This is a genomic window from Pseudomonas sp. GR 6-02 (assembly GCF_001655615.1).
In the GTDB taxonomy this organism is placed as follows: Bacteria; Pseudomonadota; Gammaproteobacteria; order Pseudomonadales; family Pseudomonadaceae; genus Aquipseudomonas.
Map to the genome: position 1 here is coordinate 113,182 of NZ_CP011567.1, position 17,567 is coordinate 130,748.

The following is a 17,567-nucleotide window of genomic DNA, read 5'->3' on the forward strand; positions in this document are numbered from 1 at the left end:
GGCCATGGGCGCGCTTTCGCATCTACGGGTACTGGATTTGTCGCGGGTGCTCGCCGGGCCTTGGGCCGGGCAGATCCTTGCGGACCTTGGCGCTGACGTCATCAAGGTCGAGCGCCCGGGTAATGGCGATGACACGCGTGCCTGGGGGCCTCCGTTCCTTAAGGACGCTTATGGCGAGAACACCAGCGAAGCGGCCTATTACTTGTCCGCCAACCGCAACAAGCAATCGGTGACCATCGACTTCACGCGACCAGAGGGGCAGCGGCTGGTGCGTGAGTTGGCGGCGAAGTCGGATATCCTCATCGAGAACTTCAAGGTCGGTGGTCTTGCGGCATATGGGCTGGACTACGAGTCGCTAAAGGTGGCCAATCCGAAGCTGATCTATTGCTCGATCACCGGGTTCGGTCAGACCGGCCCGTATGCCAAGCGTGCGGGTTATGACTTCATGATCCAGGGCTTGGGCGGTCTGATGAGTTTGACCGGTCGCCCCGAAGGAGATGAAGGTGCAGGCCCGGTGAAAGTTGGCGTGGCGCTGACAGACATTCTGACTGGACTCTATTCAACGGTAGCGATCCTGGCTGCGCTGGCTCATCGGGATCATGGTGGCAGCGGTCAGCACATTGATATGGCATTGCTGGACGTTCAGGTGGCGTGTCTGGCGAACCAGGCGATGAACTACCTGACTACGGGCATTGCGCCTAAGCGCCTGGGCAACGCCCATCCGAATATCGTGCCTTATCAGGACTTCCCTACAGCCGATGGCGACTTCATCCTTACCGTGGGTAATGATGGGCAGTTCCGCAAATTTGCGGAGGTGGCCGGGCAGCCGCAGTGGGCGGATGATCCGCGTTTTGCGACCAATAAGTTAAGGGTGGCAAATCGGGCGGTGCTGATCCCGCTGATCCGCCAGGCGACCGTGTTCAAGACCACTGCTGAATGGGTGACGCAGTTGGAGCAGGCAGGCGTGCCGTGTGGGCCGATCAATGATTTGGCCCAGGTGTTTGCCGACCCTCAGGTTCAGGCTCGAGGGTTGGCTATTGAGCTGCCTCATGCTTTGGCCGGGATCGTACCTCAAGTTGCGAGCCCGATACGCCTGTCCGAGACGCCAGTGGAGTACCGTAGCGCACCTCCTTTATTGGGTGAGCACACACTGGAGGTTTTGCAGCGGGTATTGGGTCTGGATGCCGGTGCAGTCGCTGCTTTCAAAGAGGCGGGGGTGCTCTGAAGTCCTCTTCTATATAGAGGGAGTGGTTTTGCTCTCCTCTATAGAAGGAAAACGGGCGGTTTGCCGGCTTTCTGCAAGCTATTGATAGAAAAGCCAAATTAGAGGTTGACGGCAGATTCTGGACGTCTATAATTCGCCCCACTTCCGGCGCAGTCGAAACGGAAAACTCCTTGGTAAACAATGAGTTACGCAGTTTTTGACAGCGGTTACGCTTCAGTTCATCGAAGCCAGAAGGAGTTGGTAAGGCAGGGTATTGTCGCCTTATTGACGGTTCGATCTTCTCGGTCGAAAGCGGAGAAAAAGAGGTGTTGACAGCAGCGACTAACGCTGTAGAATTCGCCTCCCGCTAACGAGAGATCGGAAGCGCAAGTGGTTGAAGTTGCAAAGGAAACTTTGAAAACTTCTGAAAATAACCGCTTGACAGCAACAGAGGCTGCTGTAGAATGCGCGCCTCGGTTGAGACGAAAGCTCTTAACCAACCGCTCTTTAACAACTGAATCAAGCAATTCGTGTGGGTGCTTGTGGAGTCAGACTGATAGTCAACAAGATTATCAGCATCACAAGTTACTCCGCGAGAAATCAAAGATGTAACCAACGATTGCTGAGCCAAGTTTAGGGTTTCTTAAAAACCCAAAGATGTTTGAACTGAAGAGTTTGATCATGGCTCAGATTGAACGCTGGCGGCAGGCCTAACACATGCAAGTCGAGCGGCAGCACGGGTACTTGTACCTGGTGGCGAGCGGCGGACGGGTGAGTAATGCCTAGGAATCTGCCTGGTAGTGGGGGATAACGTTCGGAAACGAACGCTAATACCGCATACGTCCTACGGGAGAAAGCAGGGGACCTTCGGGCCTTGCGCTATCAGATGAGCCTAGGTCGGATTAGCTAGTTGGTGAGGTAATGGCTCACCAAGGCGACGATCCGTAACTGGTCTGAGAGGATGATCAGTCACACTGGAACTGAGACACGGTCCAGACTCCTACGGGAGGCAGCAGTGGGGAATATTGGACAATGGGCGAAAGCCTGATCCAGCCATGCCGCGTGTGTGAAGAAGGTCTTCGGATTGTAAAGCACTTTAAGTTGGGAGGAAGGGCAGTTACCTAATACGTAATTGTTTTGACGTTACCGACAGAATAAGCACCGGCTAACTCTGTGCCAGCAGCCGCGGTAATACAGAGGGTGCAAGCGTTAATCGGAATTACTGGGCGTAAAGCGCGCGTAGGTGGTTCGTTAAGTTGGATGTGAAATCCCCGGGCTCAACCTGGGAACTGCATTCAAAACTGTCGAGCTAGAGTATGGTAGAGGGTGGTGGAATTTCCTGTGTAGCGGTGAAATGCGTAGATATAGGAAGGAACACCAGTGGCGAAGGCGACCACCTGGACTGATACTGACACTGAGGTGCGAAAGCGTGGGGAGCAAACAGGATTAGATACCCTGGTAGTCCACGCCGTAAACGATGTCAACTAGCCGTTGGGAGCCTTGAGCTCTTAGTGGCGCAGCTAACGCATTAAGTTGACCGCCTGGGGAGTACGGCCGCAAGGTTAAAACTCAAATGAATTGACGGGGGCCCGCACAAGCGGTGGAGCATGTGGTTTAATTCGAAGCAACGCGAAGAACCTTACCAGGCCTTGACATCCAATGAACTTTCCAGAGATGGATTGGTGCCTTCGGGAACATTGAGACAGGTGCTGCATGGCTGTCGTCAGCTCGTGTCGTGAGATGTTGGGTTAAGTCCCGTAACGAGCGCAACCCTTGTCCTTAGTTACCAGCACGTAATGGTGGGCACTCTAAGGAGACTGCCGGTGACAAACCGGAGGAAGGTGGGGATGACGTCAAGTCATCATGGCCCTTACGGCCTGGGCTACACACGTGCTACAATGGTCGGTACAGAGGGTTGCCAAGCCGCGAGGTGGAGCTAATCCCATAAAACCGATCGTAGTCCGGATCGCAGTCTGCAACTCGACTGCGTGAAGTCGGAATCGCTAGTAATCGCGAATCAGAATGTCGCGGTGAATACGTTCCCGGGCCTTGTACACACCGCCCGTCACACCATGGGAGTGGGTTGCACCAGAAGTAGCTAGTCTAACCTTCGGGGGGACGGTTACCACGGTGTGATTCATGACTGGGGTGAAGTCGTAACAAGGTAGCCGTAGGGGAACCTGCGGCTGGATCACCTCCTTAATCGACGACATCAGCTGCTCCATAAGTTCCCACACGAATTGCTTGATTCATTGAAGAAGACGATAGGCTGACCATGTGAGGTGGCCTTGAATCGTTAAAGCTTAGAAATGAATATTCCGTTGTGAATATTGATTTCTAGTCTTTTGATTAGATCGTTCTTTAAAAATTTGGGTATGTGATAGAAAGATAGACTGAACGTTACTTTCACTGGTAACGGATCAGGCTAAGGTAAAATTTGTGAGTTGTTCTTAATTGAGCATGCGAATTTTCGGCGAATGTCGTCTTCACAGTATAACCAGATTGCTTGGGGTTATATGGTCAAGTGAAGAAGCGCATACGGTGGATGCCTTGGCAGTCAGAGGCGATGAAAGACGTGGTAGCCTGCGAAAAGCTTCGGGGAGTCGGCAAACAGACTTTGATCCGGAGATGTCTGAATGGGGGAACCCAGCCATCATAAGATGGTTATCTTGTACTGAATACATAGGTGCAAGAGGCGAACCAGGGGAACTGAAACATCTAAGTACCCTGAGGAAAAGAAATCAACCGAGATTCCCTTAGTAGTGGCGAGCGAACGGGGACTAGCCCTTAAGTTGATTTGAGATTAGCGGAACGCTCTGGAAAGTGCGGCCATAGTGGGTGATAGCCCTGTACGCGAAAATCTCTTGTCAATGAAATCGAGTAGGACGGAGCACGAGAAACTTTGTCTGAATATGGGGGGACCATCCTCCAAGGCTAAATACTACTGACTGACCGATAGTGAACTAGTACCGTGAGGGAAAGGCGAAAAGAACCCCGGAGAGGGGAGTGAAATAGATCCTGAAACCGTATGCGTACAAGCAGTGGGAGCCCACTTTGTTGGGTGACTGCGTACCTTTTGTATAATGGGTCAGCGACTTATTTTCAGTGGCGAGCTTAACCGAATAGGGGAGGCGTAGCGAAAGCGAGTCTTAATAGGGCGTCTAGTCGCTGGGAATAGACCCGAAACCGGGCGATCTATCCATGGGCAGGTTGAAGGTTAGGTAACACTGACTGGAGGACCGAACCGACTACCGTTGAAAAGTTAGCGGATGACCTGTGGATCGGAGTGAAAGGCTAATCAAGCTCGGAGATAGCTGGTTCTCCTCGAAAGCTATTTAGGTAGCGCCTCATGTATCACTGTAGGGGGTAGAGCACTGTTTCGGCTAGGGGGTCATCCCGACTTACCAAACCGATGCAAACTCCGAATACCTACAAGTGCCGAGCATGGGAGACACACGGCGGGTGCTAACGTCCGTCGTGAAAAGGGAAACAACCCAGACCGTCAGCTAAGGTCCCAAAGTTATGGTTAAGTGGGAAACGATGTGGGAAGGCTTAGACAGCTAGGAGGTTGGCTTAGAAGCAGCCACCCTTTAAAGAAAGCGTAATAGCTCACTAGTCGAGTCGGCCTGCGCGGAAGATGTAACGGGGCTCAAACCATACACCGAAGCTACGGGTATCACTTAGGTGATGCGGTAGAGGAGCGTTCTGTAAGCCTGTGAAGGTGAGTTGAGAAGCTTGCTGGAGGTATCAGAAGTGCGAATGCTGACATGAGTAACGACAATGGGTGTGAAAAACACCCACGCCGAAAGACCAAGGTTTCCTGCGCAACGTTAATCGACGCAGGGTTAGTCGGTCCCTAAGGCGAGGCTGAAAAGCGTAGTCGATGGAAAACAGGTTAATATTCCTGTACTTCTGGTTATTGCGATGGAGGGACGGAGAAGGCTAGGCCAGCTTGGCGTTGGTTGTCCAAGTTTAAGGTGGTAGGCTGGAATCTTAGGTAAATCCGGGATTCTAAGGCCGAGAGCTGATGACGAGTGTTCTTTTAGAACACGAAGTGGTTGATGCCATGCTTCCAAGAAAAGCTTCTAAGCTTCAGGTAACCAGGAACCGTACCCCAAACCGACACAGGTGGTTGGGTAGAGAATACCAAGGCGCTTGAGAGAACTCGGGTGAAGGAACTAGGCAAAATGGCACCGTAACTTCGGGAGAAGGTGCGCCGGTGAGGGTGAAGCACTTGCTGCGTAAGCCCACGCCGGTCGAAGATACCAGGCCGCTGCGACTGTTTATTAAAAACACAGCACTCTGCAAACACGAAAGTGGACGTATAGGGTGTGACGCCTGCCCGGTGCCGGAAGGTTAATTGATGGGGTTAGCTAACGCGAAGCTCTTGATCGAAGCCCCGGTAAACGGCGGCCGTAACTATAACGGTCCTAAGGTAGCGAAATTCCTTGTCGGGTAAGTTCCGACCTGCACGAATGGCGTAACGATGGCGGCGCTGTCTCCACCCGAGACTCAGTGAAATTGAAATCGCTGTGAAGATGCAGTGTATCCGCGGCTAGACGGAAAGACCCCGTGAACCTTTACTATAGCTTTGCACTGGACTTTGAATTTGCTTGTGTAGGATAGGTGGGAGGCTTTGAAGCGTGGACGCCAGTTCGCGTGGAGCCATCCTTGAAATACCACCCTGGCAACTTTGAGGTTCTAACTCAGGTCCGTTATCCGGATCGAGGACAGTGTATGGTGGGTAGTTTGACTGGGGCGGTCTCCTCCTAAAGAGTAACGGAGGAGTACGAAGGTGCGCTCAGACCGGTCGGAAATCGGTCGTAGAGTATAAAGGCAAAAGCGCGCTTGACTGCGAGACAGACACGTCGAGCAGGTACGAAAGTAGGTCTTAGTGATCCGGTGGTTCTGTATGGAAGGGCCATCGCTCAACGGATAAAAGGTACTCCGGGGATAACAGGCTGATACCGCCCAAGAGTTCATATCGACGGCGGTGTTTGGCACCTCGATGTCGGCTCATCACATCCTGGGGCTGAAGCCGGTCCCAAGGGTATGGCTGTTCGCCATTTAAAGTGGTACGCGAGCTGGGTTTAGAACGTCGTGAGACAGTTCGGTCCCTATCTGCCGTGGACGTTTGAGATTTGAGAGGGGCTGCTCCTAGTACGAGAGGACCGGAGTGGACGAACCTCTGGTGTTCCGGTTGTCACGCCAGTGGCATTGCCGGGTAGCTATGTTCGGAATAGATAACCGCTGAAAGCATCTAAGCGGGAAACTAGCCTCAAGATGAGATCTCACTGGGACCTTGAGTCCCCTGAAGGGCCGTCGAAGACTACGACGTTGATAGGTTGGGTGTGTAAGCGCTGTGAGGCGTTGAGCTAACCAATACTAATTGCCCGTGAGGCTTGACCATATAACACCCAAGCAATTTGCTGATCCGAAAGGACACCAGATTGCGGTGTGTGAAGACGCAATGAACCGAAAGTTCGCAAGCATTCACAAAAACCGCAGAAACTATCGCATACCCAATTTGCTGAAGCGTCGAAAGACGGTTCGGTACCCGAATTTCTTGACGACCATAGAGCATTGGAACCACCTGATCCCATCCCGAACTCAGAAGTGAAACGATGCATCGCCGATGGTAGTGTGGGGTTTCCCCATGTGAGAGTAGGTCATCGTCAAGATTAAATTCCGAAACCCCTATCTGCGTATGCAGGTAGGGGTTTTGTTTTAGTAGAAGTCACCAATTTTGCTGGCACGTTACCGCTGTAACGGGCTGGTCACAGAATTTCTTGACGACCATAGAGCATTGGAACCACCTGATCCCATCCCGAACTCAGAAGTGAAACGATGCATCGCCGATGGTAGTGTGGGGTTTCCCCATGTGAGAGTAGGTCATCGTCAAGATTAAATTCCGAAACCCCTGTCTGCTTATGCAGACAGGGGTTTTGTCTTTCTGGGCTTATAGAAGTCTAAGTCTGAAGCGGGTCAAATCCAGGTCTGCGTGTCTCGCTACTCCTTCGAGCCAGTAGCATCAGATATAGACCCCCCCTCATCGTTACACCACAGCCAAAACACCCAACACCGCGATCATGACGTGCGGTAAGCCCAATAATCCGTCCCTTCTAGCACGCCGTTCGGCGGTTATCTGACGAGTTTTGTACAAATCCTTAAGTTTTCTCCCGCTCGTGCCGAAAGACTGGTGAGACATGCGTGCACCAAAGTAGAGCGGCTTCAGAATGCCGTCTGCGCTGTTACATGGAATGTTGCAACCCGGAACGCATCCCCACTTTTGGCATAAGAAGTCCCATGAAATGAATCTCAAGTTCAGCCATAAAATCCTGCTGGCCGCTTCAGGCGTCGTGGTGTTGGCGTTTGCGTTGTTCACTTTGTACAACGACTATCTGCAACGAAACACCATTCGGCAAAACATCGAGTCCTCCGTTGAGCAAGCAGGCGACCTGACTGCCAGCAGCGTGCAGAACTGGATGAGCGGCCGCGTGCTGGTCCTGGAAAACCTCGCGCAGAACGTCGCCCATCAGGGTGCCAACGCTGACTTGCCAGGGCTGGTCGATCAACCGGCCCTCACCTCGAACTTCCAGTTCACCTACGTCGGGCAGGCCAATGGTCTGTTCACCCAGCGCCCTGACGCGAAGATGCCGGACGGCTACGACCCGCGTCAGCGCCCCTGGTACAAACAAGCCGTGGTCGCCGACAAGACCATGCTGACCCCGCCTTATATGGCTGCGGTCGGCGGGCTGGTGGTGACCGTTGCCATACCGGTGAAAAAGAACAGCGAACTGCTGGGCGTGGTCGGCGGTGACCTGAGCCTGGAAACCCTGGTGAAAATCATCAACTCGGTGGACTTCGGTGGTATCGGTCACGCATTCCTGGTCAGTGCCGACGGTCAGGTGATCGTCAGTCCGGACAAAGACCAAGTGATGAAGAACCTGAAAGACATCTATCCGGGTTCCAGTGTTCGCATCGAGAAAGGCATCCAGGAAGTCGTACTGAACAAGCAGGACCGCATCCTCTCGTTCACACCGGTGAGCGGTTTGCCGAATGCCGAGTGGTACGTTGGTCTATCGATCGACAAGGCCAAGGCCTATGCACCACTGAGCCAGTTCCGCACCTCGGCGCTGATCGCGATGTTCATCGCTGTGACGGCCATTGCCGTGCTGCTGAGCTTGCTGATCAACGTGCTGATGCGTCCGCTGACCACGATGGGCCGTGCGATGCAGGACATCGCTCAGGGCGAGGGCGACCTGACCCGTCGTCTGGTCGTAGAAAGTAAAGACGAGTTCGGCGAGTTGGGTGGATCCTTCAACCAGTTCGTGGAGCGGATTCACGCATCGATTTGCGAAGTGTCCTCGGCGACCCGCCAGGTTCATGATCTGTCGCAACGGGTGATGGCATCGTCTAACGCTTCTATCATCGGCTCCGACGAACAAAGCGCCCGCACCAACAGCGTGGCCGCGGCGATCAACCAATTGGGCGCCGCCACCCAGGAAATCGCCCGCAATGCCGCTGATGCTTCGCAACACGCCAGCGGCGCGAGCGAGCAGGCCGATGACGGCCGTCAGGTGGTGGAACAAACCATCCAGGCCATGACCGAGCTGTCGCAGAAAATCAGCCTGTCCTGCACGCAGATCGAAACCCTGAACGCGAGCACCGACAACATCGGCCACATTCTGGATGTGATCAAAGGCATCTCCCAGCAGACCAATTTGTTGGCGCTCAACGCGGCCATCGAAGCGGCCCGTGCCGGTGAGGCCGGTCGTGGTTTTGCGGTAGTGGCGGATGAGGTGCGCAACCTGGCTCATCGCACCCAGGAGTCGGCGGAAGAGATCCACAAGATGATCAGCTCGCTGCAGATCGGTTCTCGCGAGGCGGTGACTACGATGAACGCCAGTCAGGTGTCCAGCGAGCAGAGCGTCGAAGTAGCGAACCAGGCCGGCCTGCGACTGGTCAGCGTGACCCAGCGCATCGGCGAAATCGACGGCATGAACCAATCGGTGGCCGCGGCGACCGAAGAGCAGACGGCCGTGGTCGAAACCCTCAACGTCGACGTCAACCAGATCAACCTGCTGAACCAGCAGAGCGTGGCCAACCTCAATGAAACATTGAAGGATTGTGATGCGCTGTCCCAGCAGGCCAATCGTTTGAAGCAACTGGTTGATAGCTTCAAGATCTGATTGAGGTCAGTAGGATCGCGTTATCGTTCTTCGCGTGAAAGCCTCGCTCCTACAAGAGCTAACCTGTAGAAGCGAGGCTTGCCTGCGATAGCGGTAGATCAGTCACCGCTGAACCGAAGTGCTACACAAACAGCTTCACCACATTCCCCATCGCATCATCGGCAAACCCCTGAACGAACTGCTTGAACCCTGGCAGGGCCTCGGCGCCGCCCTGGGCCGGCTCGGCAATGATCGTCCAGGTCGCCCGCGACTTGTCTGTACCCAGGGATTCCACACTCATCGCTGCCCACAAATTGGCCACGCCCAAGGTGTTGTAGATCGTGGTCCAGGTCATGTTCAGCGCCTGGTCGTTGCGGGAGTTGAGCTGCTCGACCACCAGGTTGCCGTCCTTAAAGAACTTCTTGCGCAGCGACGACACACCTTCGCCGGTCATCTCGATGTGCGACAGCGCCGGAATGAATCGGTCGAAGCCGGCAAAATTGCCGACCACTGCCCAGACTTGCGCCGCGTCGGCCGGTACTTCCACCGAAGACACAACGTGGCAGCCTTGAGGGTTTTTGATCAGGGTATCGGGTTGCAGAGTATTCATGTTTTTTGCTCCGTGCGGGGTTAGGGTGAATCAGATGAAGTTGATTTCTTTGAGGTAGTCGCAGCCGCGTCGCAGCAGCGCCGGGGATTTTTCCGGGTAGTGCGCGCCCATCTGCCGTACACCGGCCTGGGCGTTGTCGTGGCCGATCATCGAGATGTCGCCGATGTCTTCCTCGAAGCCGTTGAGGTAGAAACCCAGCACGCCAAACAGCGCGTTATCACTGTCGACCCGGCCCAATTGCTGCTGCCAGTCGGCGACGCTGACCATCGAGAACTCCCGACCGGCTTCGCGAAAGGAAGCCACGTAGGTGTCCCAGCTCAGGGGTTCGGGGTTGTGCAGGTTGAACACCGCTTTTTCGGCCTGGTAACGGCTGGCATGGAAGGCGATGAAACGGGCGAGAAAATCCACCGGCATCAAGTCGAAATTCAGTGCGAACTCCGGTACCTGACCGAGCTGGATCGAGCCCTTGAGCATCAGCATCAGGCGATTCTTGTGTGGCTGGCAGACGCCGGTGAGGCTGTTGAAACTGATATTGCCGGGGCGATAAAGATTGACCCGAACCCCACGCTCCCGCGCCCTTTCGAGGATCCGCTCGCCGACCCATTTGGACAGGTTGTAGCCGTTCTTGATGTAGATCGGCGGTGTCTGCGCGGCGGGCAACTCCAGCACCCGGCCATCGTCGGAAATCGTGCTGGACGCCGAGAGCGTCGAGACGAAGTTGAAGATCTTCTTGCTGCGTCCTTCACACAGGCGCAGACACTCGAAAATCGGTTCGACGTTATCCTGCGCCAACGACTCGTAATCGAGGACGTGATTGACGTTGGCGGCGTTGTGCACCAGTGCGCCGAACTCTCGATCCAGCCGTTCGTAAACCGCTTCGCTGAGCCCCAGTTGCGGGCGAGTGATGTCTGCCGCGTAAACCTGCACCCGGCTCAGGTCCAGATGCTCCAGGCGGTTTTCCCGCAACGCATCCGCAAAGCGTTGCGCCGCCGATTGCCCACCGCCATCGCGCACCAGGCACGCCACTTCGCTGGCGCCCCAGGCCAGCAGCGCTTCGACGATATGCACACCGACAAAGCTGTTGGCCCCGGTGACGATCACCTTGTGCACATCGCCCATTCGGCTGATCGGCAGCGGCTCGATGTCCAGTTCACGGAAGGCATCGGCCAGGGCTTTTTCACTCAACACTTCCTCGGTCCCGGAGCCGCGCACCAACGTCGCCAGCTTCGCAATCGTCGGCAGTTCGATGAAGCGGTTGATCGAGATACTGCGGCCGAACTCCTCACGCAAACGCAGGAGCATGCGCGACAGCAGGATCGAGTGCCCACCGAGGTTGAAGAAGCTTTCGTCGGTGGAAATGTCGCTGGCGGGTAGCTCCAGCAGCTCAGCCCAGATTTCCAACAACAGCGCTTCATCGGCGCTGGCGGGCAAACACCGTGGGCTGTTTTCGGTCACGTTGACGGGCAATTCCAGCAGCGCTTTGCGGTCGACCTTGCCGTTGCTGGCGAACGGCATGCTCGCCAGTTCAGTCCAGGCGATCGGCTGCATGTAGTCCGGCAGAAACTGCATCGCATGGGCTTTCAAGGCTTCGCGAGCGGCACCGGGTTGCGCTTCCTGGGGTTGCGCGAGAAAGGCCAGAATCCGTCGATGACAATCGATGACCACCGCCACCTGACGGTATAGCTGGCTGTCGCGCAGGCAGCGTTCGATCTCTTCCGGCTCGACCCGAAAGCCGCGAATCTTCACCTGATTGTCTCGCCGTCCGCACAGCTCGATACCGTCGGCGGTCCACTTGGCCATGTCGCCGGAGCGGTAGGCGCGCAGGCTCTGGCCGTTCGGCAGGTGCAGGTTCAGATAGCGTTCGGCAGTCTGCTGCGGATTGTTCAGGTAACCCAGGCACACCCCCGGGCCGACGATGTACAACTCACCGACGGTTTGCTCGGTCACCGGTTGCAAATCCTCATCGAGGATCAGCACCTGACTGTTGGCAATCGGTGCACCGAGGGTCCGGTTGCTGTCGCCGGTACGCAGTTGCCGCGCGGTGATCAGCACCGTGGCTTCGGTCGGGCCATAGAGGTTGTAGAGATTGCCTTGGCGGGTCAGTTGCTGAACTACGTAGGGTTCGCAGACATCGCCGCCGGTCATCACATGATCGAGGACCTGCAACTGATCCAGCGGCAGGATGCTCAGCAAGGCTGGCGGCAAAAAGGCATGGCTGAGTTGTTGGTGGCGGATCAGCTCGACCAGTTGCAGCGGGTCGCGACGTTGGTCCTCGTTGGGCACGATCAGCTCTGCACCCTGCAGCAGGGTCGGGAAGATATCGATCAATGACGAGTCGAAACTCAACGATGAAAACTGCAACGCCCGGCTCTGTTCGGTCAGCTGCACGTAGTCGGCGTACCACGCGGTGAAGTGCGCGAGGTTGGCCTGGCTGAGCAGCACGCCTTTGGGGTGACCTGTGGTGCCCGAGGTGTAGAGCGCCATGCATGGCGCGTCGAGATCGGGGCGTTGGCGCATCAAGGGTTGATCGAGGTTCACGTCGCCGCTGTCGATACGGCTGATGTCCAGCCCCGGCATCGTCTCGCTGAGTGGATGCTCTCCGTCATGCAGCAACAACACCGCTCCAGCGTTTTCCAGAATGTACTGCTGACGTTGCAGCGGGTGGCTCGGCTCCAGCGGCAGGTACACCGCACCGCTGCCGAGGATCGCCAGAATCCCCGCATACAACGCACTGCATTTTGGCAGGCAAACTCCGACCACCAGAGGCCCTTGATGCTGATCGAGCAACGGTTGCAATCGCTGTTGGATGGCGCGGCTGTGGGCGTGCAGTTCTCGATAGGTCAGCGACGTGCCGGCGATGTTCAGCGCCGCACGCTCGGCAGACTGAATAAAGCGCTGTTCAAGCCGCTCGATCATCGGGATCTGCCCAAGTTGCAGAAGTCGTGGTTCTGCCGTGTTGTTGAGACGGTGGACGAAGGCCAGGTGCTCTAAAAACAGCAGGTTTTCCACCTGTTCGAAGTGCGCGGAAATCGTCGGCTCGGCCTGCAGGAAATAGTCGGCATCCCGGGAGAAGCGGCTGACCAGCAGCGCCACATGATCGACCAGCTCGGCCACCGCTCGCAGGCGCAATGCCTGGCCGTTGCCGGACAACTCTTCGGCGACCGGCACGCGACTCAACGGCGTCGAGTTGTACGTGCACAGCAGGTCCAGCGGTGGCAGCCCGCTAGTTCCCGACACCCCGACACCCACTTGCAGCATCAGGTGCGGCGCATTGCCGAAGTCCCGAAATGGCAGGCTCGCATCGTCGATCAGCAAATCAAATAGGCCTGGCGGTGGTTCTTCCACATTCGCAAGTCGCGCCAGTGAATGACCGTGTTGTTCGAGCTCCAGCGCCAGTTCGGTCAGGGCCTGGCTTTGCCCGATGAGCAAAATATCGAGACGTCTCATGATGTTCTCCTCGTTAAACCAGGTAGTCGCTCAGGGCGCTTTGCACGCACGGTGAATCGAGCAGCGAACTGCTGCGAAAAAACCGCACGATGTTGGCGACCAGCGGGTGATGGCGATTGATCGGGAAGGCCAGCCCCGACATTTCGCTCTTGAGGGCCTGACGTGCTGCGTCGCTGATCTGCAAGGCGTCGATCAGGCGGAAGTCGAAGGACTTCTGGATGTCGTTGGTCAGGTAATGGCCGATGAACACCGGCAGGATGTGCGCGATGCACTGGCGATCGTCTTCGCTTGCGGTGTGCCAGTAGATGCGCACCAACCGCGACCAGAACCCGGAATGACGGCCCTCGTCCAGCAAGTGGTCGGCCATCAGGCCTTTGATCGATTGCTTGACCGTGTCGTCCTTGGCGAACGCCGCCACATCGCCGGTCACGGTGTTCTCGGCGATGGCCACGCAGATCAGTTCCACGGCACTGCGCAGGTGCTCCGGTGCGAGGGCCACGGCCGCCGGGATGGCACGGCTCAGTTCGATTTCATCCGGCAGTTCGATGGGGGTGATGCCGGTCATGGCGACGGTCTGCTGCATGAAGTCCATGGCCACCAGGGCGTGGTAATCCTCGTCCACCACCACGGTCATGGCGTCGTAGCGACAGGCGAACGGGAACGCCACGCTGAAGCGGTTTTTAGCGATGCTGCGGGCGGTCTTGTCGACGATCTCGGTTTCGAAAATCACCACGTCATTGATGAACTTGTAGAGCGTCTGTACCAGGGCGAAATCCCGTTGTTCCGGGCATTCGCGCAGGAAGGTTTCGCTCAGCACCAGCGGCTGGCGGCTCAGCGGATAGATCAGCTTGTCGTCGTTCTCCAGCACACGCCGGGGGCGGGTGCGAATGGTTGCGCGGCTTTCCCAGGCGTCGGCGAAGGATTGGTAGTCGGCGGCGTTCATGCGTTCACCTCGGCAACCGGTTCGCTCATGCTCAGGCGCAAGCCGTCCCACAGCGCGATGCGACTTTCCACGGCGGCGATGGCGCTGGCGTATACGTCTTCTTCGCGCTGCGGATCGCCATTGACCAGGCGTGCGAGGAGTTTTTCCGCCGCCGGGCCGTGGTCTTCGGAGTCGACTTCGATGTGCCGTTCCAGGTAGTAACGGAAGGTCGGCGCTTGTTCGATGCCAATGCCCCAGTCGTCGAGAATCCGCTGGAACATCTGCGGGATGACACTCTCGCGGCCGTGCAGAAACGCCGCCGCCACACTATGCCCCGGCGCATGCAACGCGGTGTGCAAGGTGTGGCGTACGAACTGTGCGGCCGCCGGGTCGACGTCCACGCTTTGCAAGGCCACGTCGTAGCTCACGCCTTCTTTTTGCAACGCCACGAAGCGTTCGACGGCGACCGTGCTTGCACCGACTTCGCGCATCGCATCCAGGTACAACTCGAAATGGCTGTAGTGACCTTGGGCGGGACGATCATCGGACTCTTCACCGAGCACGATCTCGTTGATCAGACGCGCGGCCTGCGGATCTCGTGGCGGTAGCCAGGGCAGCTGAACGCAGGTCAGTTCCTGTTGCAGGCGTTTGGTCAGCGACATGAAATCCCACACTGCGAACACATGGGTTTCCATGAAGCGTTGAAGCACCGATAACGAATGTATTTCAGAAAAGATCGGGTGCGCACTAAGTTCTGCTTTCTTCTGATTAAGACGATCTTTAGTCGGTTTCATGAGCGAGCCTATAAGTGATCTGGAATACCGTTGAGGGGGTGTTGATCAATAAGTAACGGTTGCTTGAAGTTTTCTATTGGCGAGCGGGTGCCTCAATTGAATTGATGCTTATTAGGGTTATGCAATCGCTGAGTAGTGCTTGGCCCCGGTGTTTGTGGGCGGCGGAGAAAAACTAATGCATGAATAAAGTGTCGGGCAAGTGTTTTTTTAATTAATTGAAAGTTTAACTTTTTCGAGTGCGACAAGTTCCAATAAGACTTTTATATAAAGTTTTATTTGGGCGTAGTTGCTCCTTTCGGCGTATATAAGCCAAAATTCAAATAAAGAGTGAATGCCTCACTCGAAGCAACTTTCTACTTGGGTCATTGATGTGATCTGAGGGGGTGGAAGTTGGCTGGGAGCGACGCCGGTTCTTCCTTTCCCGTGACAAGACTCCTTCCGTTGGTTCTTGTGGTGCGGGTGACTGCTCCGGGGTGCGGTGCGTCGCCCGTCATTATTCGTTGGCAGCTCAAGAGTGAGCGTAATTCACGGCGCTCGCTATCACCCCTGCATGATCTGATAGGTGCAATTATCGGGCTCGTGGGTGACAGGGCTTTGGGAGTGGGCATGAAGTCGCTGCACACCGGCGCGGTGTGGGCGAAAGGGGGATTTGTAAGCAGATTTGTTCGTCGAGCAGTCCAGGGGCGGATCAACCAGAAATCGCGGCGAGCCGTTCAATGGCTCGCTCGGGGTTGTCACCGCGGTTTACTTCGAGGTTTTCCTGCGCTGCGCCTCAGGGCTTGCGAGGTAGTGCGTAATGACTTCGACACCCCGGTTGAGGTGGTTTTCGAGCAACATCACCGAGTGCTCGATATCCCGGTCCTCGGCGGCCCGCAACAGCGCTCGGTGATCCTCCTGGGACAGTTTGCCCAGGCCCATGGCTTCCAGGTTGAATCGCAGGAAGCGTTCCTCTTCGTTCAACCCGTCTTCGACCAGCTTCAGCAGCCGCTGGTTGGGGGCTTTGTTGTAAAGCGCCATGTGGAACAGGCGATTGAGCCGGCCGATCTCGGTGTAGTCGTGTTCCGTTTCCAACTCGTCGATGTAGTGTGCAGCCTGTTTGAAATCGGCGTCTTCAAGCAGGGGGATCGACCGACGCAAGGCTTCGGACTCCAGCAGGATCCGCAACTCATAGGTCTCTGCCGCATCGCCCTGAACCAACGGTGCGACCACCGCGCCTTTATGGGCGATCACGTTGAGCAGCGCTTGCGCTTCAAGCTGGCGCAAGGCTTCGCGCACCGGCATGCGGCTAACGCCGAACAGGTCAGCGAGGTCTTGCTGACGCAGGGCGGTGCCGCAAGGAATGCGACCGTCGAGAATGGCCGCGCGCAGGGTTTCTTCGATCACCGAGCGTGCCAGATGAGCGGGAATCGGCCCGTTGACCTTGATGCTGCTGAGAGGGTTGGGCTTCTGTGTCACGACAAACGCACCCTGATTGGCTGAAGTATTTGGATCCAAATGGACACTAGTGACTGCCTGACGGGTTGTCAAACAGTCAAAAGGCGCAGTCTTCGGCAGCTCCTGCAGACTTCGGCACAGGAGTTGCCGAAGGCTGCGATCTTTTTATTGCACCCGTAATGCGAAGTTTAGCGTGTTGGCGGTGATCTCACCGTGCCATTGTCTTTTAGCAGACTAACCCTCACCATCAAGCCAGATTTCCATCTGCCTGATCTGGATGCCTCGCATTGGCGGTACGTTTCGCGATCCCTCGGACTTTGCGCTGGCTAGGCTGCGCACTGCTGCTGGCCGGCGTCATGCTGGGCGGGCTGCATGCCGACTGGGATTTTTCGCTGATCAGCCGTCGTGCGCAGGCATTGTACGGGCCTTTGGGTGAAGGGCGGCAGCGCATTGATGCCTGGCAGCAGTTGCTGGCCACGCAAAAACAAGTCGGCGAGCTGGAGCAGCTCAACGTGGTCAACCAGTTCTTCAACAGGCAGATGCGCTACGAAGAAGACATCGACCTGTGGCACGAGGTCGATTATTGGGAAACCCCCATCGAAGCCTTGTGGAAGGGCGCCGGCGATTGCGAAGACTACGCTATCGCCAAGTATTTCAGTCTGCGTCATCTTGGCGTCTCCAGTGACAAGCTGCGCATTACCTACGTCAAGGCTTTGCGCCTGAACCGCGCGCACATGGTGCTGACCTACTACGCGAGCCCCGAGGCCATGCCTTTGGTGCTCGACAGCCTGATCGATGCAATCAAGCCCGCCAATCAGCGAACCGATTTGCTGCCGGTCTACTCTTTCAATGCCGAAGGGTTGTGGCTGCCGGGTGCCAAGGGCAACAAGAAGGTCGGAGACACCAAACGCCTGTCTCGCTGGCAGGACGTGTTGAAGAAAATGCAGGCCGAAGGTTTCCCGGTCGAGACGATTAACTAGGAGCA

General features: G+C 56.2%; 8 protein-coding genes and 4 rRNA genes. 7 read left to right on the forward strand and 5 right to left on the reverse strand.

Translation table 11 applies throughout. The annotated features are described in order from the left end of the window. The first annotated feature begins 4 nt into the window (after positions 1-4). The 6 genes from PGR6_RS00555 (at position 5) to PGR6_RS00580 (ending at position 9,396) form a co-directional block, all read left to right on the forward strand. The gene (locus tag PGR6_RS00555; protein ID WP_018927225.1) at positions 5-1,225 is read left to right on the forward strand and encodes a CaiB/BaiF CoA transferase family protein; all 1,221 of its coding nucleotides are present in this window, start codon (positions 5-7) and stop codon (positions 1,223-1,225) included. 642 nt (positions 1,226-1,867) lie between these two features. After that, positions 1,868-3,406: ribosomal RNA gene (locus PGR6_RS00560) — 16S ribosomal RNA — on the forward strand. A gap of 316 nt (positions 3,407-3,722) precedes the next feature. Beyond that, positions 3,723-6,614, forward strand: a 23S ribosomal RNA gene (locus PGR6_RS00565). Positions 6,615-6,769: 155 nt separating this feature from the next. Further along, a 5S ribosomal RNA gene (rrf, locus tag PGR6_RS00570) occupies positions 6,770-6,885 on the forward strand. A gap of 107 nt (positions 6,886-6,992) precedes the next feature. Beyond that, positions 6,993-7,108, forward strand: a 5S ribosomal RNA gene (gene rrf / locus PGR6_RS00575). The 16S, 23S and 5S rRNA genes sit together here, the layout of an rRNA operon. A 407-nt stretch (positions 7,109-7,515) precedes the next feature. Next, positions 7,516-9,396, forward strand: coding sequence for a methyl-accepting chemotaxis protein (locus tag PGR6_RS00580; protein WP_064615719.1), 1,881 nt, complete (start codon positions 7,516-7,518; stop codon positions 9,394-9,396). Between the two features lie 121 nt (positions 9,397-9,517). On the opposite strand, the gene PGR6_RS00585 is transcribed toward PGR6_RS00580, so the two are convergent. From PGR6_RS00585 to PGR6_RS00605, 5 genes are all read right to left on the reverse strand, one after another. After that, complete coding sequence (locus tag PGR6_RS00585) at positions 9,518-9,985, reverse strand: SRPBCC family protein (protein ID WP_064615721.1); 468 nt, start codon at positions 9,983-9,985, stop codon at positions 9,518-9,520. A 30-nt stretch (positions 9,986-10,015) separates the two neighbouring features. Then, complete coding sequence (locus PGR6_RS00590) at positions 10,016-13,432, reverse strand: non-ribosomal peptide synthetase (protein WP_064615723.1); 3,417 nt, start codon at positions 13,430-13,432, stop codon at positions 10,016-10,018. A 13-nt stretch (positions 13,433-13,445) separates the two neighbouring features. Further along, positions 13,446-14,375, reverse strand: a complete 930-nt coding sequence (locus PGR6_RS00595) for a diiron oxygenase (protein WP_018930305.1) — start codon at positions 14,373-14,375, stop codon at positions 13,446-13,448. Further along, the gene (locus PGR6_RS00600; RefSeq protein ID WP_019582916.1) at positions 14,372-15,148 is read right to left on the reverse strand and encodes a DUF3050 domain-containing protein; all 777 of its coding nucleotides are present in this window, start codon (positions 15,146-15,148) and stop codon (positions 14,372-14,374) included. The genes PGR6_RS00595 and PGR6_RS00600 overlap by 4 nt, the downstream gene beginning before the upstream one ends. A 744-nt stretch (positions 15,149-15,892) precedes the next feature. After that, positions 15,893-16,603 (reverse strand): GntR family transcriptional regulator, encoded by a 711-nt coding sequence (locus PGR6_RS00605; protein WP_018930303.1) that lies wholly within the window; start codon positions 16,601-16,603, stop codon positions 15,893-15,895. A gap of 266 nt (positions 16,604-16,869) precedes the next feature. Here PGR6_RS00605 and lapG point away from each other — a divergent pair, with 266 nt between their 5' ends. Further along, positions 16,870-17,562 (forward strand): cysteine protease LapG, encoded by a 693-nt coding sequence (gene lapG / locus PGR6_RS00610; RefSeq protein ID WP_018930302.1) that lies wholly within the window; start codon positions 16,870-16,872, stop codon positions 17,560-17,562. Positions 17,563-17,567 lie beyond the last annotated feature (5 nt).